Consider the following 25,055-nt stretch of genomic DNA (forward strand, 5'->3'; position numbering starts at 1 on the left):
TACGGAAAGAGACTTCGTTGATTCGACCTTATATATCACTCTGGATATCGTTCACCGCGACATCTAAAGTTTGTGAACTATTACTAAGGGTCATTGCTCCAATCATTAATACCCGACCATCAGTGTAATAGTCATGATCGTCATTGATCACTTCCACCGTTGCCAATGGGTACTTGTCTAACTCGATGTCTGGTAGTGACGTTCGTATCTGATTAGCGAGCCGATCTCTCTCTTCATCAACATTAGGGTCAATGTTATGAAGTACGGTCACAATGCCTGAGTAAGGCGTGACTTTAAGGCCATCATCATAGCTAATTGCACCTAACCACTGAGGCTGGTTAGTTTTAATATCAACACCTGCACGCCACCAGCGAATATGGCTGCGCTTCATCAAATTACCCGGCAATTGAAACGCCATATCTTGCGGCTTGTCTCGCCAATACAAATCAGATACAGGTGGCGTTTTATCTCTAAGCAATGCGAGATAGCTAGCCCATTCAATCTCATTTCGAGAGAAGGTTTGGTTCTCTATCCAGCCTAATTGCTTCATTAAATCTCTTGGGGTTGCCCCAACATAAATCACGTTGATCGCTTGCGCCGAGTAGAACGAAGATTTGCCGGGGAACGCTTTATAAGTAACCGAGTTCCAGTCTACTTTGTTTATTTGAGCCGTCTCTTGTTGATTCTGAAAGTCATCCGCTTTCCAAAAAAAGTGGGCGTAGTTCGCAAACAATATCCACGCTAACAACAGCGCACTCGACTTAAGAACCAAGCGTCGCCACTTCATTCGATAGCCAATAATAGTGAAAACCAATACCGCGAACACACCGACGATCAAACTATTATGCTCAGAGATAAATATCTTAAGGCTATTAAGCCACGGAAAGTTTTCAACGCCGTGCGCCAATAACATACCCCAAGCAATAAACTGCCCTCCACCAAGGGCCAAGCCGATAAACGCCAACACACTGAAATTGCGCCACGGTACACGATGCGAACCCGCTATAAATGGCACTACCCAAGCGATAGGCCCTAATAAGCGAGCAAAAAGAATAATGTATGTGCCTTTGCGAGCAATCAGATAGCGGCATCGCGCGATTAACCTTTTGGTTTTGGGACGAAACTTAATGAGCCTTCGTTGCGCCTTAGCACCGTATCTATAACCAATGAAATAACTGAGTTGATCACCAAGCAAACCACCTAGCATCACCAAAACCAACGCCATCCATGCACCTGAATACAGTTGAAAGCCCGCTGCGATAAAGAACGGCTCTCCCGGTACAAATAGGTTTGGGCCAATGAGAGCATCACCCAATGCTCCCAGAAACAGCCCTAGTCCATCAAACATAACAACCTCAATGCTTACTGTTCTTTGTAGTGACCAAACTTGTAGTTCATCTCGTTGTTACGCATTTCGCCTTTAAAGAAGCGTCTTACATTGGCTTTAAGATAAGTAGAGCCTGTCTTCACAACGCCATCTTGGTCTAAACGACGTGGGTCAAAACCAAAAGTCATATTAAGGAATCTAAATCGCCATGTTTTGCTCGCACGTTTTACGTAGTCACAGTCTTCACACAGTACGATCTCTTCATCGAAACCGCCTATCTCATCATGCGCTCGTTTAGTCGAGAAAATACATGCGCCAATCGCCGTCGGGAAAAAGAACTGGGTAGTAAACAAGCCTGCGTTAAATAGCCCGTAACCAAACTTGTGTACAAGCGGCAGACCTTTCGAACTCATGTACACACCCGCCACTTCAAGCTTCTTCTCTTCTAGTTCATAAAGCGCTTTCGCAAGGAAGTTTCGAGGCAAGCTCACATCGGCATCTAGGAAAAGGATCCGGTTGTATTGCGCTAATGACGCACCTGTATTTCGGCCAAGGCTCACACCACGGTTTTCCATATGATGAACCGTTAATTTTGGCAACGCGTTTTCATAAGCTTGCGCCACTTCTCTTGTGTTGTCTTCACTGTTCGAGTCGACAACAATCACTTCAAACTCTTGGTGGGTTTGCACGCTCAACTCTTCCATTAAGCGGCTAATGCGTTTCTCTTCGTTTAGCGTAATTACGACAATGCTTACCGGTTCCATATTTTCACCTATTCATTCTGCTGTTTAATTAACACTAAGATTAACGAACTAAGCCTTAACCAAGTCTTAGGCAAACATTCATTTTCCGTTCATTAACTTGATGATTTAGCGGTGATATAAATAGATAAGAATGGCGATGTAAAAGAGGCTAAAATGAGCTAAACAAGCGTTAGCGAACGTTTTATCTCCAAACGAACCCATTATCGAAGGAAATTCACTTTGAGATGGGCTTCTGACTTGCTCATATTGGAATGTGATGTTAGTATCCGCGCTCGCTTAAGCATGAACTTTTATGTTTAAGCATTACCACACACTCAAGGTCGCATTGAGGTGTGAAGTTAATTTTTACTAATTTGAGAGTAAAACTATGAAATTTGAAGCAGTAGTACGTACTGAACTAGGTAAAGGTGCGAGCCGCCGCCTACGTCACGCTGGTAAATTCCCAGCTGTAATCTACGGTGGCGAAGCTGAAGCTGTAGCTATCGAACTTGTTCACGCTGACGTGATCAACCAAATGGATAAGCCTGAATTCTACGAAGCAATCACTCTACTGATTGACGGCGCAGAAGTTAAGGTTAAGCCACAAGACGTTCAACGTCACGCGTTCAAGCCAAAAGTTGAGCACATGGACTTCATCCGTATCTAATTCCCTACCAAGGAATAAGATTGGATTAATCCAGCCTTCTGCATAGAAAAGATAATCGATCTTACCAGTCGAGAAATCTAGAAATTCGAAACCCCGATGCTACCAACATCGGGGTTTCACCGTTTTTGAGCCCTCAAAAACGTCGTAAATCTCGCGCAATACACTGAAAATAATCAACTTTCCCCTTCCCCACTTTATCCCAATCTTGCTTGGGTGGATTAAGGGTGGACGAAAGGTGGACTTATACAGTAGTTTTTCTAACAGTAAGACTAGACCGCTTTTTCGCTAGGTTCAACACACTACTCAAACAAAAAGACAAAACCGACTAGCATCTAGAATATTACTTGTATGGCCTTGTACGCACTTCAAAACGAATATCGTCATCAATAATGGGACGACTCCTTTGGCATAACTAAAAATCGCTGAGAGCCGCCTAATTACATTCCTGTGTATTAGACAAGACGTTACCACCGCGTAATACACTCTAGGCTAATCAAACAACACTGAAAGGCGATCAAGAAAACACTTCTGGCCTTTCGTTCATTCTTAACACCATCTTCCAATCCAATCCTTCAACTCTCATTTAATGACATAACACGCCAGAACTAGCCATTAGCAAGTAAACCTACTCATCCAGTATTAAGAACTTTAAAGACCTATAGGCACTCTATGATCCGCACACTCGGTTTCTCTGGCCAAAAATCATGGATTCGGAATCCGAATAATTGCTAGAACGTCTAAGCAAACCAAAAATATTCAAGTATTTGGGTCCAAGAATTTGTGATGGTGGGGCTCTGGTCGCATCACAAGCATAAACTCCCGCAACCCCCACCTTCGTGCACTCTAGGTGACACTTTCAGTTCACCTAGAGCGCACGGATTTAAAGGGCTAGCTAGAGATTTTATTGACAAAGTAATGTTGACACTTTTTTGGAAGAAATCTCAATCCAGATTCTAGTGCTAATTCTTAAAAATCAACGGCGTTTTGAAGGAGAAAAAACGAGTAACTCTCAGGTTTTTCAATACAACTCGTATAATAAAACTCGTATAGATGAGGTTACCGAGGCAGAATTGTAGCGGATATCAGAATTCACGAATAAAAAGGAGTAATATTGAGATGGTTGCAGCTATGAAAAAGAAGCGGCCTGATTAGCCAACTTTCCTTATGCTCTTCTTTCTAGAATACTCGTAATGTCTTTTTTGAGCTCCCCTGAAAGGGGCTTTGTTGCGTAATTAAATTTAGAGATAGAGCCAACCCGTTTCGCTTGTTTCTTAGTCAATACGACAAGTTTCAGGCATACCTAACCCAGTAAGCTTGTTCAACGCTTTTATCATCGCGTAAGTTTCACCCACCTGGGCATTGTAATTTCTTAAGCTCAGTTTCCCTCCTAGCAACTGTTTAACTCGATACATCGCTGTTTCTGAGAGTGAACGTTTGTGGTATCCATACCGCTCTTTCCAATACTTATTTGAGTCGTATAATTTCTGGCAACCCACGGCGAAATTTCGAGGGTGACCACGCTCCCAGAAGGCAGCCCCTTCTCTTGGGGGAATAAGCGCAATAGCTCCCTTAATCTTAATAGCAGCGTGACACGCTCTCGTGTCGTAAGCGCCATCACCAGACACCTCAAGGATACTTCGGCGTGTTTGTTTCAGTAAGTTCGGGAGTACTTCTCCATCTGTAACCGTCGATAAACTTAGCTCGGCGGCAATGATCTCATGAGTGTTGGTATCGACTGCAATATGCAGCTTTCGCCAGACTCTACGCTTGCCATCCGTCCCATGTTTTTTGACTTTCCATTCACCTTCGCCATAAACCTTAAGGCCAGTAGCATCAATGGCTAGGTGCTGTATCGCTCCTCTCGTTTTAGTCTTAAATGAAACCTCAACTTGCTTGGCTCTACGACTGATGCAGGTGTAATGCGGACAACTTAACGGTACATGGGCTAACCTAAATATCGAGTCGATAAATCCTTGCAGCGCTCTCAATGGCATAGAAAAAACTCGTTTGACCATGAGTGCTGTCGTGATAGCTAAATCACTGAACCGACGCGGCCTACCGCGCTTATTCTGTTTGCTTTGCGCCCATCCGCTTATTGCTTCTTCATCAATCCAAAAAGTCAGAGAACCACGGTTAATGAGTGATCGGTTGTATTGCTTCCAGTTGGTTGTTTTATAACGAGGCTTAGGCATAGGACTACGAGATAGAGTGGAGGTAGCTGATCAGATCGTAGGTTCTTGATTTAGTTCCATTGAATTACGCAACAAAGCCCCTGAAAGGCGTTCGAATTGTTCTGGTGCAACCAAACCTTCCTCACACATTTGCATGAGCTGGATAAATGCACGGCTTCGAGAGTGGCCATCAAAGATAGACTTCATTTGCTTTTGAGATTCTTTAGAGTGCTGGCACATAAAGTTAAACCTTTCCCCTACAGGTTCTGCCTCATCAGTAATCGTTTTGATGGCTTCATCTAGTTGACGAGTACAAAACCGTTGCGCAGCTTCACTCTTTATTTCGCAAAAGATTTTCCAATCAGACTCTTTGATATTCATATCGACCTCCATAAAGTGTTACTTTTTAGGGTAGGACATTACGGCATATATAGGGCGTGGAGAGCCTCTCTTTAATGCTATGTTATAACGAGTTTTTCATGTGTAGATCATAGTTTTGATTGTATGACTTTACGGCTTCATGATGCTTAGTAAGTGCATCGGGATAACCGGCACGCCTTTTTTGACGGCTTCTATACGTCTTGAATAAGAGTTAGCGTCTCGAAACTCTTTACAAAGTGTCCGGAAAAATGAGTAATTTTTATCAATGTCATGAGTACTAATTAAAACGTTACCCTCTCGAGAGTAATCTGACGATATATCCTGTAAATCAGTACTATATTTTTTGAACCTCAGAATACGTTATTTAACTTCGTTAATATGCGAGTTTTTATAGTGACCTAGCATTCTTTCTAGGTTCACCGATTCGACTACAAGATAAATTGCCGCAAAAAACTGCAATAAGCTCTGAAACTTGCTGACTTCCATATTTCCTCTAAACTACATTCGTTATAACGCTCTGTTGAGGAATGAACAACGCAATACTTATGCCGCTGCATAACAACATTGCGCATCGCTCTAAATACTTTGTTATGTTTGTTCTCAATTAAATGAACAGCTCTTTATATCTGGATTTGAAATTTCTACCAACATCGCAGAAATCAGTTGAGTAAATAGATTTCTATTTTCTACAAGCCACCACTGAGACACTCCACCTAGTTCATTAGCAGATTCTTTCGCATCACAATAGAAATATAACGAGACAAGTTGCAACGTCGATGCTAATTCAGAGTTCAAATCAACTCTTTTTAGAGTTATCTCTGTTACTTCCTTTGCACCATCTGGAGCAATGCAATCATCGTGCGCAGACTTTTTACACAATAAGAACTCACGAGCAAGCTGAGCTTGGAGATCAGCATAAGACTGGTACACCGCATATTTTTTGGGGCTTTGTTGCGTAATTCAATGGAACTAAATCAAGAACCTACGATCTGATCAGCTACCTCCACTCTATCTCGTAGTCCTATGCCTAAGCCTCGTTATAAAACAACCAACTGGAAGCAATACAACCGATCACTCATTAACCGTGGTTCTCTGACTTTTTGGATTGATGAAGAAGCAATAAGCGGATGGGCGCAAAGCAAACAGAATAAGCGCGGTAGGCCGCGTCGGTTCAGTGATTTAGCTATCACGACAGCACTCATGGTCAAACGAGTTTTTTCTATGCCATTGAGAGCGCTGCAAGGATTTATCGACTCGATATTTAGGTTAGCCCATGTACCGTTAAGTTGTCCGCATTACACCTGCATCAGTCGTAGAGCCAAGCAAGTTGAGGTTTCATTTAAGACTAAAACGAGAGGAGCGATACAGCACCTAGCCATTGATGCTACTGGCCTTAAGGTTTATGGCGAAGGTGAATGGAAAGTCAAAAAACATGGGACGGATGGCAAGCGTAGAGTCTGGCGAAAGCTGCATATTGCAGTCGATACCAACACTCATGAGATCATTGCCGCCGAGCTAAGTTTATCGACGGTTACAGATGGAGAAGTACTCCCGAACTTACTGAAACAAACACGCCGAAGTATCCTTGAGGTGTCTGGTGATGGCGCTTACGACACGAGAGCGTGTCACGCTGCTATTAAGATTAAGGGAGCTATTGCGCTTATTCCCCCAAGAGAAGGGGCTGCCTTCTGGGAGCGTGGTCACCCTCGAAATTTCGCCGTGGGTTGCCAGAAATTATACGACTCAAATAAGTATTGGAAAGAGCGGTATGGATACCACAAACGTTCACTCTCAGAAACAGCGATGTATCGAGTTAAACAGTTGCTAGGAGGGAAACTGAGCTTAAGAAATTACAATGCCCAGGTGGGTGAAACTTACGCGATGATAAAAGCGTTGAACAAGCTTACTGGGTTAGGTATGCCTGAAACTTGTCGTATTGACTAAGAAACAAGCGAAACGGGTTGGCTCTATCTCTAAATTTAATTACGCAACAAAGCCATTTTTTGGTTAAGTTACTTAACTTCGAGACCCTTTCAACCAACTCAACTCTTTTATCTAAAATAGCCTTCAATTGAACCGTATGTTCTTGTTTCTGCCAAAGATCTTCAGCCTTGTCAGCGGAAACATATGAGCCAGCAATGGCTTTGTTGCGTAATTCAATGGAACTAAATCAAGAACCTACGATCTGATCAGCTACCTCCACTCTATCTCGTAGTCCTATGCCTAAGCCTCGTTATAAAACAACCAACTGGAAGCAATACAACCGATCACTCATTAACCGTGGTTCTCTGACTTTTTGGATTGATGAAGAAGCAATAAGCGGATGGGCGCAAAGCAAACAGAATAAGCGCGGTAGGCCGCGTCGGTTCAGTGATTTAGCTATCACGACAGCACTCATGGTCAAACGAGTTTTTTCTATGCCATTGAGAGCGCTGCAAGGATTTATCGACTCGATATTTAGGTTAGCCCATGTACCGTTAAGTTGTCCGCATTACACCTGCATCAGTCGTAGAGCCAAGCAAGTTGAGGTTTCATTTAAGACTAAAACGAGAGGAGCGATACAGCACCTAGCCATTGATGCTACTGGCCTTAAGGTTTATGGCGAAGGTGAATGGAAAGTCAAAAAACATGGGACGGATGGCAAGCGTAGAGTCTGGCGAAAGCTGCATATTGCAGTCGATACCAACACTCATGAGATCATTGCCGCCGAGCTAAGTTTATCGACGGTTACAGATGGAGAAGTACTCCCGAACTTACTGAAACAAACACGCCGAAGTATCCTTGAGGTGTCTGGTGATGGCGCTTACGACACGAGAGCGTGTCACGCTGCTATTAAGATTAAGGGAGCTATTGCGCTTATTCCCCCAAGAGAAGGGGCTGCCTTCTGGGAGCGTGGTCACCCTCGAAATTTCGCCGTGGGTTGCCAGAAATTATACGACTCAAATAAGTATTGGAAAGAGCGGTATGGATACCACAAACGTTCACTCTCAGAAACAGCGATGTATCGAGTTAAACAGTTGCTAGGAGGGAAACTGAGCTTAAGAAATTACAATGCCCAGGTGGGTGAAACTTACGCGATGATAAAAGCGTTGAACAAGCTTACTGGGTTAGGTATGCCTGAAACTTGTCGTATTGACTAAGAAACAAGCGAAACGGGTTGGCTCTATCTCTAAATTTAATTACGCAACAAAGCCGCCAGCAATAGCACCTAGAAATGCCAAGATTGCTGATAATATTGGGATCCATATATTTGAAATTAGATGATTCATCAATTTTAAACCTCAAAAACATAACGCAGCATTAGGGTGTGAGCTTTGCTTGGCTATACTTGAGCGAAGCGAAATTGCCAAGCGTTGCGAACCACTCTTAAATGCTTCATTATAACACAACACACTGTTTTTATTGACAATGTATCACGAACTAGATTAGCATGCGCCCCCTTTAATATAATGACATTATATAAATGAACAATTGCAAACCATCCTCTCACTTCCTTGGCGTGATTTTTCCTCAGGTATTAACAACCCTGACTCTAATTGCTTCTATTATAATTTGGCAAGTAGACAGTGCAGACAACGATAAGAAAGATGCATATTCTGTTTATTTTGATTACTTAAAAGCACGTAGTGATTGCTTAAACAAAGACGAATGTAAAGGTTTAGATGAACTTTCAATAGTTACGGCTGAGAGGCTACTAACTCTAGGAGGGGATGATATAGGTTGGAAAAATACTGTGATACACATTTACAACAATGACAGTAAGTACTTTACAGATGTTGAGTGCCAAACACTTTCGGGCGATCTCGTTACGTTTTTAGAGCAAAGTGAACTAGAACTAGACTGTCGTCACTAGTGAATACGACATAGCTACTTTGGCTAAAGTAGCTATGTGTTATAACGAATGATATGGACTCCCTCTACCTGACACTCTGCGTGCCATACTTACTTAGTACACGCTGAAGAACTGGAGGTTACTATGTCCACCATTCAAACTATTGGCGTTGACCTCGCCAAGAATGTGTTCAGTATTCACGGCGTTGATGCATATGGCAAGTGTGTCCTACGCAAAACTGTCAAAAGAAACAAACTCTTAGACACATTCGCGAAGTTACCGCCCTGCCTCATCGGTATGGAGGCGTGCTCTGGTGCACACCACTGGGCGAGAGAGCTACTGAAACTCGGTCATAACCCGAAAATTATGGCGTCCAAATTCGTTATTCCATATCGACAAAATGAGAAGAACGATGCCAATGACGCGGAGGCCATCTGTGAAGCGGTATCTAGACCCAAAACACGATTTGTCTCTATAAAAAGTGAAGAGCAACAAGCTGTGCTTTGCCTGCATCGTATTCGACAGGGGCTAATTAAAACAAGAACGGCGACTATTAACCAGCTCAGAGGTTTGCTTTCCGAATTTGGTATTGTGATGCCTCAGGGGCGCTACTCGGCTCAAAACACTATTGGTAGTGTCCTTGAAGATGCAGGAAATGGGCTGCCTATACTCGCTCGAGAGCTACTTCAAGATCTATCAAACAAGATTCAAAACCTTAACCTAGAAGTACTGCACTATGATCGCAGAGTCTCTGCTTTAATCCGAGAGATGGCATCAGCCAAAACCCTCATGGATATTCCAGGTGTCGGTGAACACAGTGCAAGTGCCATTGTCGCGACAGTCAATGACGCCAAACAATTTGGCTCCAGCCGCCAATTCGCTGCTTGGATAGGGTTGGTTCCAAGACAATACTCAACAGGTGGTCATGTTCATCTTGGTCGCATCAGCAAAAGAGGCGAAAAACACATTCGCACTCTACTTATTCATGGCGCAAGAGCCGTTATTGCACGATGTAAAGAGAAAACCGATCGCAACAGTATTTGGTTAAATCAACTCGTTGAACGACGAGGTTATAAACGAGCAGCTGTCGCCCTAGCAGCAAAGAACGCTCGTATAATATGGGCATTATTAACAACGGGAAAAGAGTACAAGATTAACTATGTAAACGGTTAACACTCACCGAGTCAAAGCAATAGCAAATGATGACAATATGACCAGACCGAGATGCCTAAACCTGTTTAATTGGGAAGTAATAAATACTGTTTAACGAATGAGGCTGGCATCAAGCGAATATCATCAAGGTGACGGAACGAATCCGATTAAACACCGAATGTAGAGCTGCTGTCCGATCCACTGTTGTCAGCGGGAGCTATTGTTGACAAAAGAGGGAGTCCATGTAGCCCTGTTAAGGTGTGAGTAACGCAATACCGATGCCACTGCATACTACCTTAAACACTAAAACCCACGCATAGCAAAAATGCTATGTGTTGCGAATCATTCTCAAACAGATCGTTATACGTATTTCAAAGAACTCCGGAAGGTAAGTTTATATGTTTATTTCCCGATAGTAAGTCATCAAGTAATCCATTGGGTATAGACTCTTGATCATCAAAGCGCATGATGAAGGACAGGCTGTTTAAGTCTACCTCAGGGCGAGCATACTCTTCTTCTCCAAGTACAATCTGCATCCCAAGCATATATAATGACGTGTCAGTATATCCAATACCATTTGACGCATAATATGGGCTTTGTTGCGTAATTAAATTTAGAGATAGAGCCAACCCGTTTCGCTTGTTTCTTAGTCAATACGACAAGTTTCAGGCATACCTAACCCAGTAAGCTTGTTCAACGCTTTTATCATCGCGTAAGTTTCACCCACCTGGGCATTGTAATTTCTTAAGCTCAGTTTCCCTCCTAGCAACTGTTTAACTCGATACATCGCTGTTTCTGAGAGTGAACGTTTGTGGTATCCATACCGCTCTTTCCAATACTTATTTGAGTCGTATAATTTCTGGCAACCCACGGCGAAATTTCGAGGGTGACCACGCTCCCAGAAGGCAGCCCCTTCTCTTGGGGGAATAAGCGCAATAGCTCCCTTAATCTTAATAGCAGCGTGACACGCTCTCGTGTCGTAAGCGCCATCACCAGACACCTCAAGGATACTTCGGCGTGTTTGTTTCAGTAAGTTCGGGAGTACTTCTCCATCTGTAACCGTCGATAAACTTAGCTCGGCGGCAATGATCTCATGAGTGTTGGTATCGACTGCAATATGCAGCTTTCGCCAGACTCTACGCTTGCCATCCGTCCCATGTTTTTTGACTTTCCATTCACCTTCGCCATAAACCTTAAGGCCAGTAGCATCAATGGCTAGGTGCTGTATCGCTCCTCTCGTTTTAGTCTTAAATGAAACCTCAACTTGCTTGGCTCTACGACTGATGCAGGTGTAATGCGGACAACTTAACGGTACATGGGCTAACCTAAATATCGAGTCGATAAATCCTTGCAGCGCTCTCAATGGCATAGAAAAAACTCGTTTGACCATGAGTGCTGTCGTGATAGCTAAATCACTGAACCGACGCGGCCTACCGCGCTTATTCTGTTTGCTTTGCGCCCATCCGCTTATTGCTTCTTCATCAATCCAAAAAGTCAGAGAACCACGGTTAATGAGTGATCGGTTGTATTGCTTCCAGTTGGTTGTTTTATAACGAGGCTTAGGCATAGGACTACGAGATAGAGTGGAGGTAGCTGATCAGATCGTAGGTTCTTGATTTAGTTCCATTGAATTACGCAACAAAGCCCATAATATGTTGTGATAATTATCGGGACGTCCCTATCTGCAATTTTCACAAAGCCGCTTTCTGGCTTTACTGATTCTAGAAAAAGCTCTTCTAAGTCAAACATAACTGCCCCCATTCGTAACACCTGTCCGTCAGAGGCTATAGGTGCAGGTTCACCATAGATCTTTGATGGAAAGACAACTTGTCCTTTCATAAAATGAGCACGATCTGAAATCGGTAAAACAGACATGCTGAACTTGTCTTCTCCAGAAAACACACCCTTTAATATTAATAACCTTTCCTGCTTGTACTGAGCTATTGCTAACTGATTAGCTTGATACGAGAAAAAAGAACTGATGCACGAGATAAATACAGCAAATATTGAAATCAATATAGGTAGAGATTGATTTTTAGCCAATTTAACAAATCGGCTTTCACTAGTTACTTCTGCATCTACTTGCTCCTGAGTTGGGTCACTCTTATTCATAAATCTCACTTGAAAATTGACACTTTACTGAATGCGTATAACGCCCTGTTAAGGCGTGAGCAACGCAATACAAAAGCCGCCGCAGGCCACCTTAAACACTAAACACAACGCATTGCGAATCACTCTTAAATAGTTTGTTATACGAATTTAGAAGGGAATATCATCTTCAAATTCAAGGTCTGGTACAGATATAAACTGCTGCTGAGGAGGCTTAGGGTGCATCGCTGCGTCAACTTGCTCCTCATTGTCTAATATATAGTCAACTCCATCTTGAGTTAATCTATACCCATACCACTCATTACCATTAAAATCTGAATCAAGGGCTCTTTCAATCAAACGCATTCGTTCAAGTTTAATTAGCGCAAGATTTAGTTTGTATGGTTGCAAACCATTAGATAAATTAAATGAAGTTATGAGATCATTATCAGTGGCTGTCGAAAGCAAGTTACCGAGAATCGCTAACATTGATTCTGAAATGACATGTTTTGGTGAATGTTGGGAATCCACTGGCTGATGCAAGTCATCTTTAGATTTACTATGAAAACTACCTAATTCATTTATTTGCTTCAAAAACCTAGTACAAGCTGCATTTACCGCAGACTCGAGGTCATCATCACTACGATTTGGGTCATAGTCATTGACGTTGACGCCCAATAAATCAGTAGGCATATGTAACTTTTCATCACGCGGTTTCAAAATAAAGCAACGATCTTTCCCTAACGCTCCAATAAAAAGACCTAATTCAAATATCACATTGTCTCGGACAGTTGGCTTAGGATTGTCTCTCATTACAGTTAAGTCTTCCGGACGAAATATAAACAGAGCAAAGTCGACATTCTTTGATTTTTTAGTTAGAGAAGTAAGAGTATCGCCACCAGAATTAAATATTTTGTCCCAAATTGTCACTTCAACCTTTCTATCAAGGCAGGCATTACATGCGCTTGCAATATCATAGCTTTCTGAAGATGAACCAATAAACAAACGAGGTTTTTTCATATAATCGCAACCAATTGAATTAATGCCGCCAGTATAACATATTGAACCTCAGGGTATGAAACTGAGCGAATTCGTATAACGCCGCGTTAAGTGGTGAACAACGCGACCACCAAACCTAAACCATTGTGCCGTAGACACTAAAGCTGATTCAGACCAAAAATGCCAAGCGTTGTGAGTGATCTTCACCCGATAAAATGGACACCCTATTATCTTTAACCCGTCGCTACTTCATATTCATGCGGGGTTCGATATCCAAGACTTGAGTGCAGTCTATAATGGTTATAAAAATGCTGGATATAACCGGCAAGTTTATCTCTAAGCTGCTTCTCACTTTTAAAACTATTTTTCCTAATTATGTCGGCTTTGAGCGTATGGAGAACGACTCCACCTCCGCATTATCAGTGCAATGACCAGGACGATTCATACTTGGGGCAATTCCATTTTTTGATAATAAAGCTTGAACTTCATGGGCTCGATATTCAGAGCCTCTGTCGGTATGAAACAATAAGCGCTCTTGTGGCTTTCGATTTCTAATTGCCATTCTCAACGAACTCATCGTTAGCTGTGTACTCTTCTTACTACCAAGCGACCAACCGACGATTTTACGCGAGTAAAGATCGATAACGACCGCTAGATACATCCAACGTTTACCTTGCTTTATATACGTTAGATCTCCAGACCATTGTTGATTAACTGCCGTTGGTTTTGGTGTGTCTTTTTTGATATTCTTAATCGATTGATAGAACCGATGTAGCTTGGCCATTTTCATGTAAATGCGATAATTTCGCGCTCTTAGCCCTTGCTCTCTCATGATCCGAGCCACACGCTTGCGGCTGACCAAAACTCCTTGCCGCCTCAGCTCTGCATGAACTCGTGGACTACCGTAAGTCTCTCGACTCTGGGTAAACACTTTAGTTATGCGCTTCTTCAAAGCCTGCTCTTCTTGATCGTAGCGGCTTGGCTCTCTATCAAGCCATGCGTAATAACCCGACTAAGAAACAGATAAAAAACGACACATCAATACAATGGAATAACGCGTTTTGTGATGGGCTATGAATCGGAATTTTGTCGATTTTCTTAGGCAACGAGTCGTTGCCACTTTTTTAGCAAGTCATTCTCGAGCTTAAGTTGTTCGTTCTGACGTTCAAGCTCTGCAATCCGACTAGACTCAGTTTTCTGACTCGGGATCTTAATCCTTTTCTTACGTTTATCTTCCAAAATAACCCCTTCTCTATAGTCCTTTTGCCATTTAGAAAGCATATAAGGGTGGATATCTAATGATAGCGCCACGCTTTTAACTGTAGCTCCTTCTCGAAGCGAAAGTCGGACAGCAGTTACCTTAAATTCCGTGAGATATTGTTGAGTTTTTTTACCTGATTTATAAGCTGGCATAAACACCTCCAATTGCTATTGAAGGAGTCCACTAGATCGGGTCAACTACAGAATCCGTCTTAAATGCATTGTTATGCTGTTGTTGTCAGATATTCTACAAAATCGGCCGCACCAGCCTTTGCTTCAGTTTCGATCAGTTTGTCTGATTCTGTAAGGAACCTATCTACATCTTCCAAAACACTCACAAAGCTACCCCAAGGAAGACTAGCGATAATGGAGTCTTGGCTATGTGCTATTTCATTTCGGATTCGCTCCGCATATCGTATAAAACGCTCAACGCCCTTCTTATTAAAACCAAAACGCTCTCTAAATTCTTTGGACTTTGCTAATAAGTCACGCTTATCTGCTAATTGTAAGCAATCTAAGAGAGATAAATCTTGGTTATTTTGCTTACGTAGCTCGTAAGTTTCTTGAGCTTTGGCCACTCTCTGTTCTGATATGTGTTCTTGCCAACTGTTATCTGGATATTCATAACGAATCCATGAATTCAGATGCATTTCAAAAAGCGATAACATTCCAAAAACATATATTCGTACAGGAGGCTTATTTAAGTCAGCTTTTGTGATTATGCCGACTATCTTCGCTCCATGATTAACATAAAGGAAGTCACTCGTTTGAAGGACATTTAGAAGGCTTGCTAAAGGAGTAGAATCAGATATGACTTGTTCAAGTTTAATGTCAATCCGATATTGATTTATGCTGCCATCTTTTAAATCTGATGTGTTCACATAACCAATTACCTTTTGGTTTTGATCAATCACCCCCGCAGTATCAAACTGCCGGTGCATTAGTGTCTCTTTAACATGACCAGATGGATCATCTACACGACAACAAAGCAAAGGCTCGTATATATCTCGAACTGTGACACTATCGATAAATATCTTTTTCAATGCACTAAAACGAGTGCCGTTTCTACGATAACCCGTTATTGGTGACATCCACAGTTGATAACCCATTTGATAAAACCTCTGAATTTAATAAAACAGCATAACGAATGATATGGACTCCCTCTACCTGACACTCTGCGTGCCATACTTACTTAGTACACGCTGAAGAACTGGAGGTTACTATGTCCACCATTCAAACTATTGGCGTTGACCTCGCCAAGAATGTGTTCAGTATTCACGGCGTTGATGCATATGGCAAGTGTGTCCTACGCAAAACTGTCAAAAGAAACAAACTCTTAGACACATTCGCGAAGTTACCGCCCTGCCTCATCGGTATGGAGGCGTGCTCTGGTGCACACCACTGGGCGAGAGAGCTACTGAAACTCGGTCATAACCCGAAAATTATGGCGTCCAAATTCGTTATTCCATATCGACAAAATGAGAAGAACGATGCCAATGACGCGGAGGCCATCTGTGAAGCGGTATCTAGACCCAAAACACGATTTGTCTCTATAAAAAGTGAAGAGCAACAAGCTGTGCTTTGCCTGCATCGTATTCGACAGGGGCTAATTAAAACAAGAACGGCGACTATTAACCAGCTCAGAGGTTTGCTTTCCGAATTTGGTATTGTGATGCCTCAGGGGCGCTACTCGGCTCAAAACACTATTGGTAGTGTCCTTGAAGATGCAGGAAATGGGCTGCCTATACTCGCTCGAGAGCTACTTCAAGATCTATCAAACAAGATTCAAAACCTTAACCTAGAAGTACTGCACTATGATCGCAGAGTCTCTGCTTTAATCCGAGAGATGGCATCAGCCAAAACCCTCATGGATATTCCAGGTGTCGGTGAACACAGTGCAAGTGCCATTGTCGCGACAGTCAATGACGCCAAACAATTTGGCTCCAGCCGCCAATTCGCTGCTTGGATAGGGTTGGTTCCAAGACAATACTCAACAGGTGGTCATGTTCATCTTGGTCGCATCAGCAAAAGAGGCGAAAAACACATTCGCACTCTACTTATTCATGGCGCAAGAGCCGTTATTGCACGATGTAAAGAGAAAACCGATCGCAACAGTATTTGGTTAAATCAACTCGTTGAACGACGAGGTTATAAACGAGCAGCTGTCGCCCTAGCAGCAAAGAACGCTCGTATAATATGGGCATTATTAACAACGGGAAAAGAGTACAAGATTAACTATGTAAACGGTTAACACTCACCGAGTCAAAGCAATAGCAAATGATGACAATATGACCAGACCGAGATGCCTAAACCTGTTTAATTGGGAAGTAATAAATACTGTTTAACGAATGAGGCTGGCATCAAGCGAATATCATCAAGGTGACGGAACGAATCCGATTAAACACCGAATGTAGAGCTGCTGTCCGATCCACTGTTGTCAGCGGGAGCTATTGTTGACAAAAGAGGGAGTCCATGTAGCCCAATTAAGGTGTGAGCCACGCTACCACTGCACTCATTTTGGACGCCGTAAACGGCTTTGTTGCGTAATTAAATTTAGAGATAGAGCCAACCCGTTTCGCTTGTTTCTTAGTCAATACGACAAGTTTCAGGCATACCTAACCCAGTAAGCTTGTTCAACGCTTTTATCATCGCGTAAGTTTCACCCACCTGGGCATTGTAATTTCTTAAGCTCAGTTTCCCTCCTAGCAACTGTTTAACTCGATACATCGCTGTTTCTGAGAGTGAACGTTTGTGGTATCCATACCGCTCTTTCCAATACTTATTTGAGTCGTATAATTTCTGGCAACCCACGGCGAGATTTCGAGGGTGACCACGCTCCCAGAAGGCAGCCCCTTCTCTTGGGGGAATAAGCGCAATAGCTCCCTTAATCTTAATAGCAGCGTGACACGCTCTCGTGTCGTAAGCGCCATCACCAGACACCTCAAGGATACTTCGGCGTGTTTGTTTCAGTAAGTTCGGGAGTACTTCTCCATCTGTAACCGTCGATAAACTTAGCTCGGCGGCAATGATCTCATGAGTGTTGGTATCGACTGCAATATGCAGCTTTCGCCAGACTCTACGCTTGCCATCCGTCCCATGTTTTTTGACTTTCCATTCACCTTCGCCATAAACCTTAAGGCCAGTAGCATCAATGGCTAGGTGCTGTATCGCTCCTCTCGTTTTAGTCTTAAATGAAACCTCAACTTGCTTGGCTCTACGACTGATGCAGGTGTAATGCGGACAACTTAACGGTACATGGGCTAACCTAAATATCGAGTCGATAAATCCTTGCAGCGCTCTCAATGGCATAGAAAAAACTCGTTTGACCATGAGTGCTGTCGTGATAGCTAAATCACTGAACCGACGCGGCCTACCGCGCTTATTCTGTTTGCTTTGCGCCCATCCGCTTATTGCTTCTTCATCAATCCAAAAAGTCAGAGAACCACGGTTAATGAGTGATCGGTTGTATTGCTTCCAGTTGGTTGTTTTATAACGAGGCTTAGGCATAGGACTACGAGATAGAGTGGAGGTAGCTGATCAGATCGTAGGTTCTTGATTTAGTTCCATTGAATTACGCAACAAAGCCACTATGGTATGAAAAGTCGTCTCTATAAACACGACCTCTAACTTTTAGAAGTGATAGATCTTGCTCAAAAGTTTCAACAAGATAACGAATATTTTTATTGTGACCAACAAAGAACCCTACCCAAGTGCCTTCCATATAGCTAGCACCAAGAATGAATTTTTTGATGAGCTTAACCTTACGAAATATAGTCAAAAATATCGTATTTACTACCCTATAAATACCCAACGTAAAGACACCTGCAACAGCTACGGATGCAACTGGATATTTCGATACTATTTGTAAAGAAAGACTCCATACGGAAAACACTATCAGCGTTGTTGCCGACGTAACTAAAGAATGAAACTTAATTTCTGGACTCATAACTGCTTAATATTTCTCCGAAAAACATAACGCCAAATTAAGGTGTGAACAACGCAAGCCACCTCACCTAACGCATTGTGCCATAAACACTAAACAGGCTTGAAGTGAAAGCGCCAAGCGTTGTGAATCACTCTTAAATTTCTTGTTAGGTGTTTGGGATTCATCCTTCAGCTTAACTGTTCCGTGTAATCAACTTTCAAATTTTCTATACGAAGGACTTTATATCCTGCGACCAAATATAATAGTGATGCCAACCCAAGCGGTCCACCATCTCCGAGCGCAGCAGTTATACCAACAGGAATAAAAAACACCCCAAGAAACACAATCCAAGCAGCTACGACGTGTAGCCTACGTCGAATAACATAGAATCGTAAAATAAAACAGGTCAAACATGCGATCGTAAAACTAACGACTAGAGTGATACTGAAAGCAATTTGCATCGGTATACTCGATGAGTTTGCATTAGGTGACAGATCATTACTTAACTGTTCAAAAATCCAAGGGCTCGATAACTGAAAAATCACCATTAGAGGCAGCAGCCATTTCACTATTGGCATGCTCTTAACTATTCGGCGGAGTTTGCTAGAATCAACATCTTTGTTTGCTATACAGTTTTTACAAAAACCATCAGTGAGAGCAAAATAACCAACATTAACACCACAGCAACGACATTTACCAAACACAATCATATCTCACAAAAGTGCAACTATTTGCACAAAAAAAGGATGTGGATTATATACTGAGTTTCTGCCGATGGAAACAAACACCTAACGAATGATATGGACTCCCTCTACCTGACACTCTGCGTGCCATACTTACTTAGTACACGCTGAAGAACTGGAGGTTACTATGTCCACCATTCAAACTATTGGCGTTGACCTCGCCAAGAATGTGTTCAGTATTCACGGCGTTGATGCATATGGCAAGTGTGTCCTACGCAAAACTGTCAAAAGAAACAAACTCTTAGACACATTCGCGAAGTTACCGCCCTGCCTCATCGGTATGGAGGCGTGCTCTGGTGCACACCACTGGGCGAGAGAGCTACTGAAACTCGGTCATAACCCGAAAATTATGGCGTCCAAATTCGTTATTCCATATCGACAAAATGAGAAGAACGATGCCAATGACGCGGAGGCCATCTGTGAAGCGGTATCTAGACCCAAAACACGATTTGTCTCTATAAAAAGTGAAGAGCAACAAGCTGTGCTTTGCCTGCATCGTATTCGACAGGGGCTAATTAAAACAAGAACGGCGACTATTAACCAGCTCAGAGGTTTGCTTTCCGAATTTGGTATTGTGATGCCTCAGGGGCGCTACTCGGCTCAAAACACTATTGGTAGTGTCCTTGAAGATGCAGGAAATGGGCTGCCTATACTCGCTCGAGAGCTACTTCAAGATCTATCAAACAAGATTCAAAACCTTAACCTAGAAGTACTGCACTATGATCGCAGAGTCTCTGCTTTAATCCGAGAGATGGCATCAGCCAAAACCCTCATGGATATTCCAGGTGTCGGTGAACACAGTGCAAGTGCCATTGTCGCGACAGTCAATGACGCCAAACAATTTGGCTCCAGCCGCCAATTCGCTGCTTGGATAGGGTTGGTTCCAAGACAATACTCAACAGGTGGTCATGTTCATCTTGGTCGCATCAGCAAAAGAGGCGAAAAACACATTCGCACTCTACTTATTCATGGCGCAAGAGCCGTTATTGCACGATGTAAAGAGAAAACCGATCGCAACAGTATTTGGTTAAATCAACTCGTTGAACGACGAGGTTATAAACGAGCAGCTGTCGCCCTAGCAGCAAAGAACGCTCGTATAATATGGGCATTATTAACAACGGGAAAAGAGTACAAGATTAACTATGTAAACGGTTAACACTCACCGAGTCAAAGCAATAGCAAATGATGACAATATGACCAGACCGAGATGCCTAAACCTGTTTAATTGGGAAGTAATAAATACTGTTTAACGAATGAGGCTGGCATCAAGCGAATATCATCAAGGTGACGGAACGAATCCGATTAAACACCGAATGTAGAGCTGCTGTCCGATCCACTGTTGTCAGCGGGAGCTATTGTTGACAAAAGAGGGAGTCCATGTAGCCCAATTAAGTAGCTGACAACGCTACTGATATATTAAAATTTAACACCGTAATCACTAAAGCTAACCGAGCTGGAAATGCCGAGCGTTGACAGTCTGCTTAAATTGCTTGTTATGTTGAGGCTATCCACTGACTTTTTTGGACATATTGAAGCCTGTAACCTCAAAACCTACATCTTTATATAATTTAAGTGCTCGTTCATTATGATACGCAACCCTAAGCTTTATTTGATTGACACCAATAGTTTTTAGCTGAGCTTCTAACGCTAATATTGATTGAGTTCCATAGCCACAACCTCGATATTCACTCGAAACAAAGAAGTCATAAATAAAAGTAGATTTGTCACTGATATTAACTGAGTGCCAGAGGTAACCCACAAGTTTAAGCTCACCATCAATTTCTGCATCAATGCATAATAGGGAATGGTCATTACCTTCTAGCCCCTTAGGAAAGCAACGATGTAAATCTTTCTTAGCTAATTCGATTGAAACGTCTAAGGAATGCCCATAATTCTTGGCAATTTCCTGACTATAATCATCAATAAAATACTGACAATAATCCGGATATTCTTCTTGCCGCATTTCTCTGAGTTCAACCATATTCATCCTTAATCAGCGGTAAATCCAATCCGCAACATAACGCTACCATAAGCCGCAGGCAACCAAAGCGCGTTTGGGCTAAACTGGCGCTTGCGCCATTGCCCAAAAAAAGCGCGACGTTGGCTGTCGGATTGATGGCCTTGTTAAGCGCTGACACCCCAACCTTCGCGGCTTGCCGCCGACAGCTGTAACAAAACCACGGTTCTAAAATTCATAGCCCTACTTTGCCAAAGCAAAGAAGAAGATGAAACCAATATCCGCTTTAAAATAGCCAGTTAAATTGCGCGAGGTCACGTAAGTGAAAAATGACATTGCGAGCTGCGCATATTAAACTGGCGTCAGCTTAAACGAAGCAACCAAAATGCCAGCTACATGAGGTGAACAAAATTCCACCACTAAACTTCACTGACAATATATTGAGGAAGCGTTTAACGCCGCGTTAAGTGGTGAGCAACGCAGACCACCCTACCTAAACCATTGTGACAGAAACACTAAAACCAAAGTAAGCCGAAGACGCCATGCGTTGGGAATCCGTCTTGAACGCTTTGTTATATTTCTGTTTTTCGTCACGCCAATTTCGAACATAATAGCATGAAAACAACCACTTAATTATCAAGACATGGAGTTTTGACATGTATTCTGTAGTAACCAATGACACTGCTTGCGATAAACAAAACGTCTATTAATACCGCTACTGGTGAGCCAACGATAACATCATGTACACCCCACACTCCTGTCCCAATAACCATCAGCCAACGCATTAGCTTGTCGTTGCTACTAAACGAAGCTTTCGTATGTAATAGCGACGCGGTACAACTGGCTTTGTTGCGTAATTAAATTTAGAGATAGAGCCAACCCGTTTCGCTTGTTTCTTAGTCAATACGACAAGTTTCAGGCATACCTAACCCAGTAAGCTTGTTCAACGCTTTTATCATCGCGTAAGTTTCACCCACCTGGGCATTGTAATTTCTTAAGCTCAGTTTCCCTCCTAGCAACTGTTTAACTCGATACATCGCTGTTTCTGAGAGTGAACGTTTGTGGTATCCATACCGCTCTTTCCAATACTTATTTGAGTCGTATAATTTCTGGCAACCCACGGCGAGATTTCGAGGGTGACCACGCTCCCAGAAGGCAGCCCCTTCTCTTGGGGGAATAAGCGCAATAGCTCCCTTAATCTTAATAGCAGCGTGACACGCTCTCGTGTCGTAAGCGCCATCACCAGACACCTCAAGGATACTTCGGCGTGTTTGTTTCAGTAAGTTCGGGAGTACTTCTCCATCTGTAACCGTCGATAAACTTAGCTCGGCGGCAATGATCTCATGAGTGTTGGTATCGACTGCAATATGCAGCTTTCGCCAGACTCTACGCTTGCCATCCGTCCCATGTTTTTTGACTTTCCATTCACCTTCGCCATAAACCTTAAGGCCAGTAGCATCAATGGCTAGGTGCTGTATCGCTCCTCTCGTTTTAGTCTTAAATGAAACCTCAACTTGCTTGGCTCTACGACTGATGCAGGTGTAATGCGGACAACTTAACGGTACATGGGCTAACCTAAATATCGAGTCGATAAATCCTTGCAGCGCTCTCAATGGCATAGAAAAAACTCGTTTGACCATGAGTGCTGTCGTGATAGCTAAATCACTGAACCGACGCGGCCTACCGCGCTTATTCTGTTTGCTTTGCGCCCATCCGCTTATTGCTTCTTCATCAATCCAAAAAGTCAGAGAACCACGGTTAATGAGTGATCGGTTGTATTGCTTCCAGTTGGTTGTTTTATAACGAGGCTTAGGCATAGGACTACGAGATAGAGTGGAGGTAGCTGATCAGATCGTAGGTTCTTGATTTAGTTCCATTGAATTACGCAACAAAGCCGGTACAACTCAGAATGCTCGTTAAACCACTGAAAGTAAGAACAGTACCTAACAAAGTAACGAAATAGAACAGCCACTTTATTTTAGGGTTTAAAATGAAGATTCCTGCTAAGTAACGGCATGCTCCTATTACCAGCAAACATGCCGCTGTCCACTCAGTGAGTAGGGCAAAATGCGCGGCAATCAATAATGCCGATATGCTTAATGCGGACAAAAGTAGCGTACGATTTTTAAACTGAAACGATGCGATATCGAATAGCGCAGCTAAACCAACCAATATTTGGGAGGCAACAAAAAGGGACATAACCCCTCCAATAATAACCAAGTAATAGAGAAAACGTTCTAGCGGCTCAGAGCTATAGAGCACTGAGCGCATGATTCAGATTATAAATTGCAGGGGAGGTATATCGCGACAGCTTGAGTCAGACAGATAGAGGAAATTTCAACATTAAATATATTCATATTGTATTCCTCCCGTCGGTGCTGCTAATAGTCATCGCGATTCTACAGGAAAATGCCGAAGAAAAAAGGTAATGTCACCTTTCGTTACCATTCGACATAACCCATTGATCTTATGGATTATGACAATAGTTGAAAAGAAATATAACGCCGCGTTAAGTGGTGAGCAACGCCAACCACCCGACCTAAACCATTGTGACAGAAACACTTAAACCCAAGAAAGCCGAAAACGCCAAGCGTTGGGAATCCGTCTTAAACGCTTTGTATGGATAATAAGCGCTCCAATCGGGTAATGTGAGACCCAGGCTTTAGCTGCAACTAAAGCTTTCTATGTAGCAGTTCGTTTAAACGCTGGCTCCTCTATCGAGAGACCGATAACAAACATGAACGCTACATAGGACTTCAAGCATAAACCTCGAATAGTCGACTGGGTCTCGAACCCGCATTACGCAAGCATGAGTTAGCTTATTATGAATACCAAAATCAATCAAAGCATCAACGTTGGAGTTGATACCGGCAAAACACAATTAGACATCCACATCAGGCCACTAGACCTATTTTTCTCAGTAGAGAACAATGATAAAGGCATCAAAAAAGCACTCAAAACGATTAAGAGTCACAGTCCTGAACGAATCGTTATTGAAGCTACAGGCCGATTAGAAATGCCTTTTGTTCTTGCATGTGCAGAGGCTCAATTACCTATTGTCAGAGCAAACCCTGTCCACATAAAACGATTCGCTGGTGCTATTGGCCGCAGAGCCAAAAATGATCGTTTAGATGCAGAATTGATCGCTCACTATGGAGAAGCAATCAAACCAGCTCTTACTGTCATAAAGCCAAAAAACATACGCTTAATGAGTGACTTAGTCATTCGCCGAAACCAGTTGTTATCCATGCAAACCATGGAAAAGAACCGAATCCAGATACTTCCCGCCTCTCTCCATCCGACTATCAAACCAATGCTAACCACGATAAAAAATCAAATCACCAAGTTAGAAGAAAAGCTCGTTAAACTCATTGAAGATAGCCCTGAATACCAAGCTAAAAACACAATATTGCAAAGCGTCCCAGGAATAGGAAACATTGCCGCTGCATCAATAATTAGCAACGTACCTGAACTTGGTTACATCACGAATAAACAAGCAGCATCACTGATTGGTGTCGCTCCAATAACACGCGAAAGTGGGCGCTACAAAGGCAAGCGCGTGATCCAAGGCGGTCGAGCGCAAGTACGCACAGTGTTATATATGGCAATGATGTCGGCCATGCAATGTAACCCCGTATTCAAAGCGACTTATGCTCGACTTTTAGCTGCCGGAAAGCCTAAGAAAGTCGCAATAATCGCGTGTGTTCGAAAGATGGTTGTAGCTCTTAACTCTATGCTGAGAGATGGCGCCATGTGGGATGAAAACACTGCCAAAAATTAATCATTGACGCCATAGTCGTTTGTTATGTA

At 42.7% G+C, this 25,055-nt stretch carries 23 protein-coding genes and 1 pseudogene; 8 read left to right on the forward strand and 16 right to left on the reverse strand.

Translation table 11 applies throughout. The features are described 5' to 3' along the window. Nucleotides 1-28: 28 nt before the first annotated feature. Nucleotides 29-1,348 carry an LssY C-terminal domain-containing protein gene (locus OCV20_RS10220; RefSeq protein WP_086773623.1) on the reverse strand — a complete coding sequence of 440 codons (1,320 nt, stop codon included), beginning with the start codon at nt 1,346-1,348 and terminating at the stop codon, nt 29-31. A gap of 14 nt (nt 1,349-1,362) precedes the next feature. After that, nucleotides 1,363-2,091 carry a glycosyltransferase family 2 protein gene (locus tag OCV20_RS10225; RefSeq protein WP_017079049.1) on the reverse strand — a complete coding sequence of 243 codons (729 nt, stop codon included), beginning with the start codon at nt 2,089-2,091 and terminating at the stop codon, nt 1,363-1,365. Nucleotides 2,092-2,458: 367 nt separating this feature from the next. On the opposite strand from OCV20_RS10225, the gene rplY reads away from it, so the two are divergent. Next, nucleotides 2,459-2,737: a 50S ribosomal protein L25 gene (gene rplY / locus OCV20_RS10230; RefSeq protein ID WP_017060373.1), complete on the forward strand. Its 279-nt coding sequence runs from the start codon at nt 2,459-2,461 to the stop codon at nt 2,735-2,737. 1,271 nt (nt 2,738-4,008) lie between these two features. Here rplY and OCV20_RS10235 read toward each other — a convergent pair. Continuing rightward, complete coding sequence (locus tag OCV20_RS10235) at nt 4,009-4,929, reverse strand: IS5 family transposase (protein ID WP_086773621.1); 921 nt, start codon at nt 4,927-4,929, stop codon at nt 4,009-4,011. A 30-nt stretch (nt 4,930-4,959) separates the two neighbouring features. Continuing rightward, nucleotides 4,960-5,289 carry a hypothetical protein gene (locus OCV20_RS10240; RefSeq protein ID WP_261881405.1) on the reverse strand — a complete coding sequence of 110 codons (330 nt, stop codon included), beginning with the start codon at nt 5,287-5,289 and terminating at the stop codon, nt 4,960-4,962. A gap of 1,023 nt (nt 5,290-6,312) precedes the next feature. Here OCV20_RS10240 and OCV20_RS10245 point away from each other — a divergent pair. The 4 genes from OCV20_RS10245 (at nt 6,313) to OCV20_RS10260 (ending at nt 10,294) form a co-directional block, all read left to right on the forward strand. Continuing rightward, nucleotides 6,313-7,233 (forward strand): IS5 family transposase, encoded by a 921-nt coding sequence (locus OCV20_RS10245; RefSeq protein ID WP_086773621.1) that lies wholly within the window; start codon nt 6,313-6,315, stop codon nt 7,231-7,233. Nucleotides 7,234-7,508: 275 nt separating this feature from the next. Further along, nucleotides 7,509-8,429: an IS5 family transposase gene (locus tag OCV20_RS10250; RefSeq protein ID WP_086773621.1), complete on the forward strand. Its 921-nt coding sequence runs from the start codon at nt 7,509-7,511 to the stop codon at nt 8,427-8,429. Between the two features lie 323 nt (nt 8,430-8,752). After that, nucleotides 8,753-9,142, forward strand: coding sequence for a hypothetical protein (locus tag OCV20_RS10255; RefSeq protein WP_086774217.1), 390 nt, complete (start codon nt 8,753-8,755; stop codon nt 9,140-9,142). Nucleotides 9,143-9,265: 123 nt separating this feature from the next. Then, a complete protein-coding gene (locus OCV20_RS10260; RefSeq protein WP_086774218.1) occupies nt 9,266-10,294 on the forward strand; it encodes an IS110 family RNA-guided transposase in 1,029 nt (342 codons plus the stop codon). 350 nt (nt 10,295-10,644) lie between these two features. Here OCV20_RS10260 and OCV20_RS10270 read toward each other — a convergent pair whose 3' ends face one another. From OCV20_RS10270 to OCV20_RS10300, 6 genes and pseudogenes are all read right to left on the reverse strand, one after another. Next, complete coding sequence (locus OCV20_RS10270) at nt 10,645-10,902, reverse strand: hypothetical protein (RefSeq protein ID WP_261881406.1); 258 nt, start codon at nt 10,900-10,902, stop codon at nt 10,645-10,647. Between the two features lie 17 nt (nt 10,903-10,919). Then, nucleotides 10,920-11,840, reverse strand: coding sequence for an IS5 family transposase (locus OCV20_RS10275; protein WP_086773621.1), 921 nt, complete (start codon nt 11,838-11,840; stop codon nt 10,920-10,922). A 50-nt stretch (nt 11,841-11,890) separates the two neighbouring features. Next, nucleotides 11,891-12,385, reverse strand: a complete 495-nt coding sequence (locus OCV20_RS10280) for a hypothetical protein (RefSeq protein ID WP_261881407.1) — start codon at nt 12,383-12,385, stop codon at nt 11,891-11,893. A 147-nt stretch (nt 12,386-12,532) separates the two neighbouring features. Further along, the gene (locus tag OCV20_RS10290) at nt 12,533-13,381 is read right to left on the reverse strand and encodes a TIR domain-containing protein (protein ID WP_086774618.1); all 849 of its coding nucleotides are present in this window, start codon (nt 13,379-13,381) and stop codon (nt 12,533-12,535) included. A 212-nt stretch (nt 13,382-13,593) separates the two neighbouring features. Next, a pseudogene (locus OCV20_RS10295) lies at nt 13,594-14,773 on the reverse strand (IS3 family transposase). A 71-nt stretch (nt 14,774-14,844) separates the two neighbouring features. Then, nucleotides 14,845-15,729 (reverse strand): CBS domain-containing protein, encoded by an 885-nt coding sequence (locus tag OCV20_RS10300; RefSeq protein WP_157896381.1) that lies wholly within the window; start codon nt 15,727-15,729, stop codon nt 14,845-14,847. Nucleotides 15,730-15,842: 113 nt separating this feature from the next. Here OCV20_RS10300 and OCV20_RS10305 point away from each other — a divergent pair, with 113 nt between their 5' ends. Continuing rightward, nucleotides 15,843-16,871 carry an IS110 family RNA-guided transposase gene (locus OCV20_RS10305; protein ID WP_086774218.1) on the forward strand — a complete coding sequence of 343 codons (1,029 nt, stop codon included), beginning with the start codon at nt 15,843-15,845 and terminating at the stop codon, nt 16,869-16,871. A 335-nt stretch (nt 16,872-17,206) separates the two neighbouring features. Here the strand turns inward: OCV20_RS10305 and OCV20_RS10310 are convergent, their stop codons facing one another. Together OCV20_RS10310 and OCV20_RS10315 are read right to left on the reverse strand one after the other, a co-directional pair. After that, nucleotides 17,207-18,127, reverse strand: coding sequence for an IS5 family transposase (locus OCV20_RS10310; RefSeq protein WP_261881408.1), 921 nt, complete (start codon nt 18,125-18,127; stop codon nt 17,207-17,209). Between the two features lie 64 nt (nt 18,128-18,191). Further along, complete coding sequence (locus OCV20_RS10315; RefSeq protein WP_086776012.1) at nt 18,192-18,566, reverse strand: hypothetical protein; 375 nt, start codon at nt 18,564-18,566, stop codon at nt 18,192-18,194. Between the two features lie 849 nt (nt 18,567-19,415). Here OCV20_RS10315 and OCV20_RS10320 point away from each other — a divergent pair. Beyond that, nucleotides 19,416-20,444 carry an IS110 family RNA-guided transposase gene (locus OCV20_RS10320; protein ID WP_086774218.1) on the forward strand — a complete coding sequence of 343 codons (1,029 nt, stop codon included), beginning with the start codon at nt 19,416-19,418 and terminating at the stop codon, nt 20,442-20,444. A gap of 348 nt (nt 20,445-20,792) precedes the next feature. Here OCV20_RS10320 and OCV20_RS10325 read toward each other — a convergent pair whose 3' ends face one another. The 4 genes from OCV20_RS10325 to OCV20_RS10340 form a co-directional block, all read right to left on the reverse strand. Beyond that, the gene (locus tag OCV20_RS10325) at nt 20,793-21,269 is read right to left on the reverse strand and encodes a GNAT family N-acetyltransferase (protein WP_086775984.1); all 477 of its coding nucleotides are present in this window, start codon (nt 21,267-21,269) and stop codon (nt 20,793-20,795) included. Nucleotides 21,270-21,874: 605 nt separating this feature from the next. Beyond that, entirely contained in the window at nt 21,875-22,030 is a 156-nt protein-coding gene (locus OCV20_RS10330) for a YgjV family protein (protein ID WP_238382984.1), read from the reverse strand. Between the two features lie 111 nt (nt 22,031-22,141). Further along, a complete protein-coding gene (locus OCV20_RS10335) occupies nt 22,142-23,062 on the reverse strand; it encodes an IS5 family transposase (protein ID WP_261881408.1) in 921 nt (306 codons plus the stop codon). A gap of 64 nt (nt 23,063-23,126) precedes the next feature. Further along, nucleotides 23,127-23,444 carry a YgjV family protein gene (locus OCV20_RS10340; protein ID WP_238382971.1) on the reverse strand — a complete coding sequence of 106 codons (318 nt, stop codon included), beginning with the start codon at nt 23,442-23,444 and terminating at the stop codon, nt 23,127-23,129. Between the two features lie 625 nt (nt 23,445-24,069). On the opposite strand from OCV20_RS10340, the gene OCV20_RS10345 reads away from it, so the two are divergent. Next, nucleotides 24,070-25,026 carry an IS110 family RNA-guided transposase gene (locus OCV20_RS10345; protein ID WP_086775997.1) on the forward strand — a complete coding sequence of 319 codons (957 nt, stop codon included), beginning with the start codon at nt 24,070-24,072 and terminating at the stop codon, nt 25,024-25,026. The last annotated feature ends 29 nt before the right edge of the window (nt 25,027-25,055 follow it).

It is taken from the genome of Vibrio coralliirubri (assembly GCF_024347375.1).
Lineage (GTDB): Bacteria > Pseudomonadota > Gammaproteobacteria > Enterobacterales > Vibrionaceae > Vibrio > Vibrio coralliirubri.

Bases quoted from the DNA above. Each gene is read 5' to 3' on its own strand.
- OCV20_RS10220 (WP_086773623.1), bottom strand. From the start codon at position 1,348: ATGTTTGATGGACTAGGGCTGTTTCTGGGAGCATTGGGTGATGCTCTC.
- OCV20_RS10225 (WP_017079049.1), bottom strand. From the start codon at position 2,091: ATGGAACCGGTAAGCATTGTCGTAATTACGCTAAACGAAGAGAAACGC.
- rplY (WP_017060373.1), top strand. From the start codon at position 2,459: ATGAAATTTGAAGCAGTAGTACGTACTGAACTAGGTAAAGGTGCGAGC.
- OCV20_RS10235 (WP_086773621.1), bottom strand. From the start codon at position 4,929: ATGCCTAAGCCTCGTTATAAAACAACCAACTGGAAGCAATACAACCGA.
- OCV20_RS10240 (WP_261881405.1), bottom strand. From the start codon at position 5,289: ATGAATATCAAAGAGTCTGATTGGAAAATCTTTTGCGAAATAAAGAGT.
- OCV20_RS10245 (WP_086773621.1), top strand. From the start codon at position 6,313: ATGCCTAAGCCTCGTTATAAAACAACCAACTGGAAGCAATACAACCGA.
- OCV20_RS10250 (WP_086773621.1), top strand. From the start codon at position 7,509: ATGCCTAAGCCTCGTTATAAAACAACCAACTGGAAGCAATACAACCGA.
- OCV20_RS10255 (WP_086774217.1), top strand. From the start codon at position 8,753: ATGAACAATTGCAAACCATCCTCTCACTTCCTTGGCGTGATTTTTCCT.
- OCV20_RS10260 (WP_086774218.1), top strand. From the start codon at position 9,266: ATGTCCACCATTCAAACTATTGGCGTTGACCTCGCCAAGAATGTGTTC.
- OCV20_RS10275 (WP_086773621.1), bottom strand. From the start codon at position 11,840: ATGCCTAAGCCTCGTTATAAAACAACCAACTGGAAGCAATACAACCGA.
- OCV20_RS10280 (WP_261881407.1), bottom strand. From the start codon at position 12,385: ATGAATAAGAGTGACCCAACTCAGGAGCAAGTAGATGCAGAAGTAACT.
- OCV20_RS10290 (WP_086774618.1), bottom strand. From the start codon at position 13,381: ATGAAAAAACCTCGTTTGTTTATTGGTTCATCTTCAGAAAGCTATGAT.
- OCV20_RS10300 (WP_157896381.1), bottom strand. From the start codon at position 15,729: ATGGGTTATCAACTGTGGATGTCACCAATAACGGGTTATCGTAGAAAC.
- OCV20_RS10305 (WP_086774218.1), top strand. From the start codon at position 15,843: ATGTCCACCATTCAAACTATTGGCGTTGACCTCGCCAAGAATGTGTTC.
- OCV20_RS10310 (WP_261881408.1), bottom strand. From the start codon at position 18,127: ATGCCTAAGCCTCGTTATAAAACAACCAACTGGAAGCAATACAACCGA.
- OCV20_RS10315 (WP_086776012.1), bottom strand. From the start codon at position 18,566: ATGAGTCCAGAAATTAAGTTTCATTCTTTAGTTACGTCGGCAACAACG.
- OCV20_RS10320 (WP_086774218.1), top strand. From the start codon at position 19,416: ATGTCCACCATTCAAACTATTGGCGTTGACCTCGCCAAGAATGTGTTC.
- OCV20_RS10325 (WP_086775984.1), bottom strand. From the start codon at position 21,269: ATGGTTGAACTCAGAGAAATGCGGCAAGAAGAATATCCGGATTATTGT.
- OCV20_RS10330 (WP_238382984.1), bottom strand. From the start codon at position 22,030: ATGCGTTGGCTGATGGTTATTGGGACAGGAGTGTGGGGTGTACATGAT.
- OCV20_RS10335 (WP_261881408.1), bottom strand. From the start codon at position 23,062: ATGCCTAAGCCTCGTTATAAAACAACCAACTGGAAGCAATACAACCGA.
- OCV20_RS10340 (WP_238382971.1), bottom strand. From the start codon at position 23,444: ATGTCCCTTTTTGTTGCCTCCCAAATATTGGTTGGTTTAGCTGCGCTA.
- OCV20_RS10345 (WP_086775997.1), top strand. From the start codon at position 24,070: ATGAATACCAAAATCAATCAAAGCATCAACGTTGGAGTTGATACCGGC.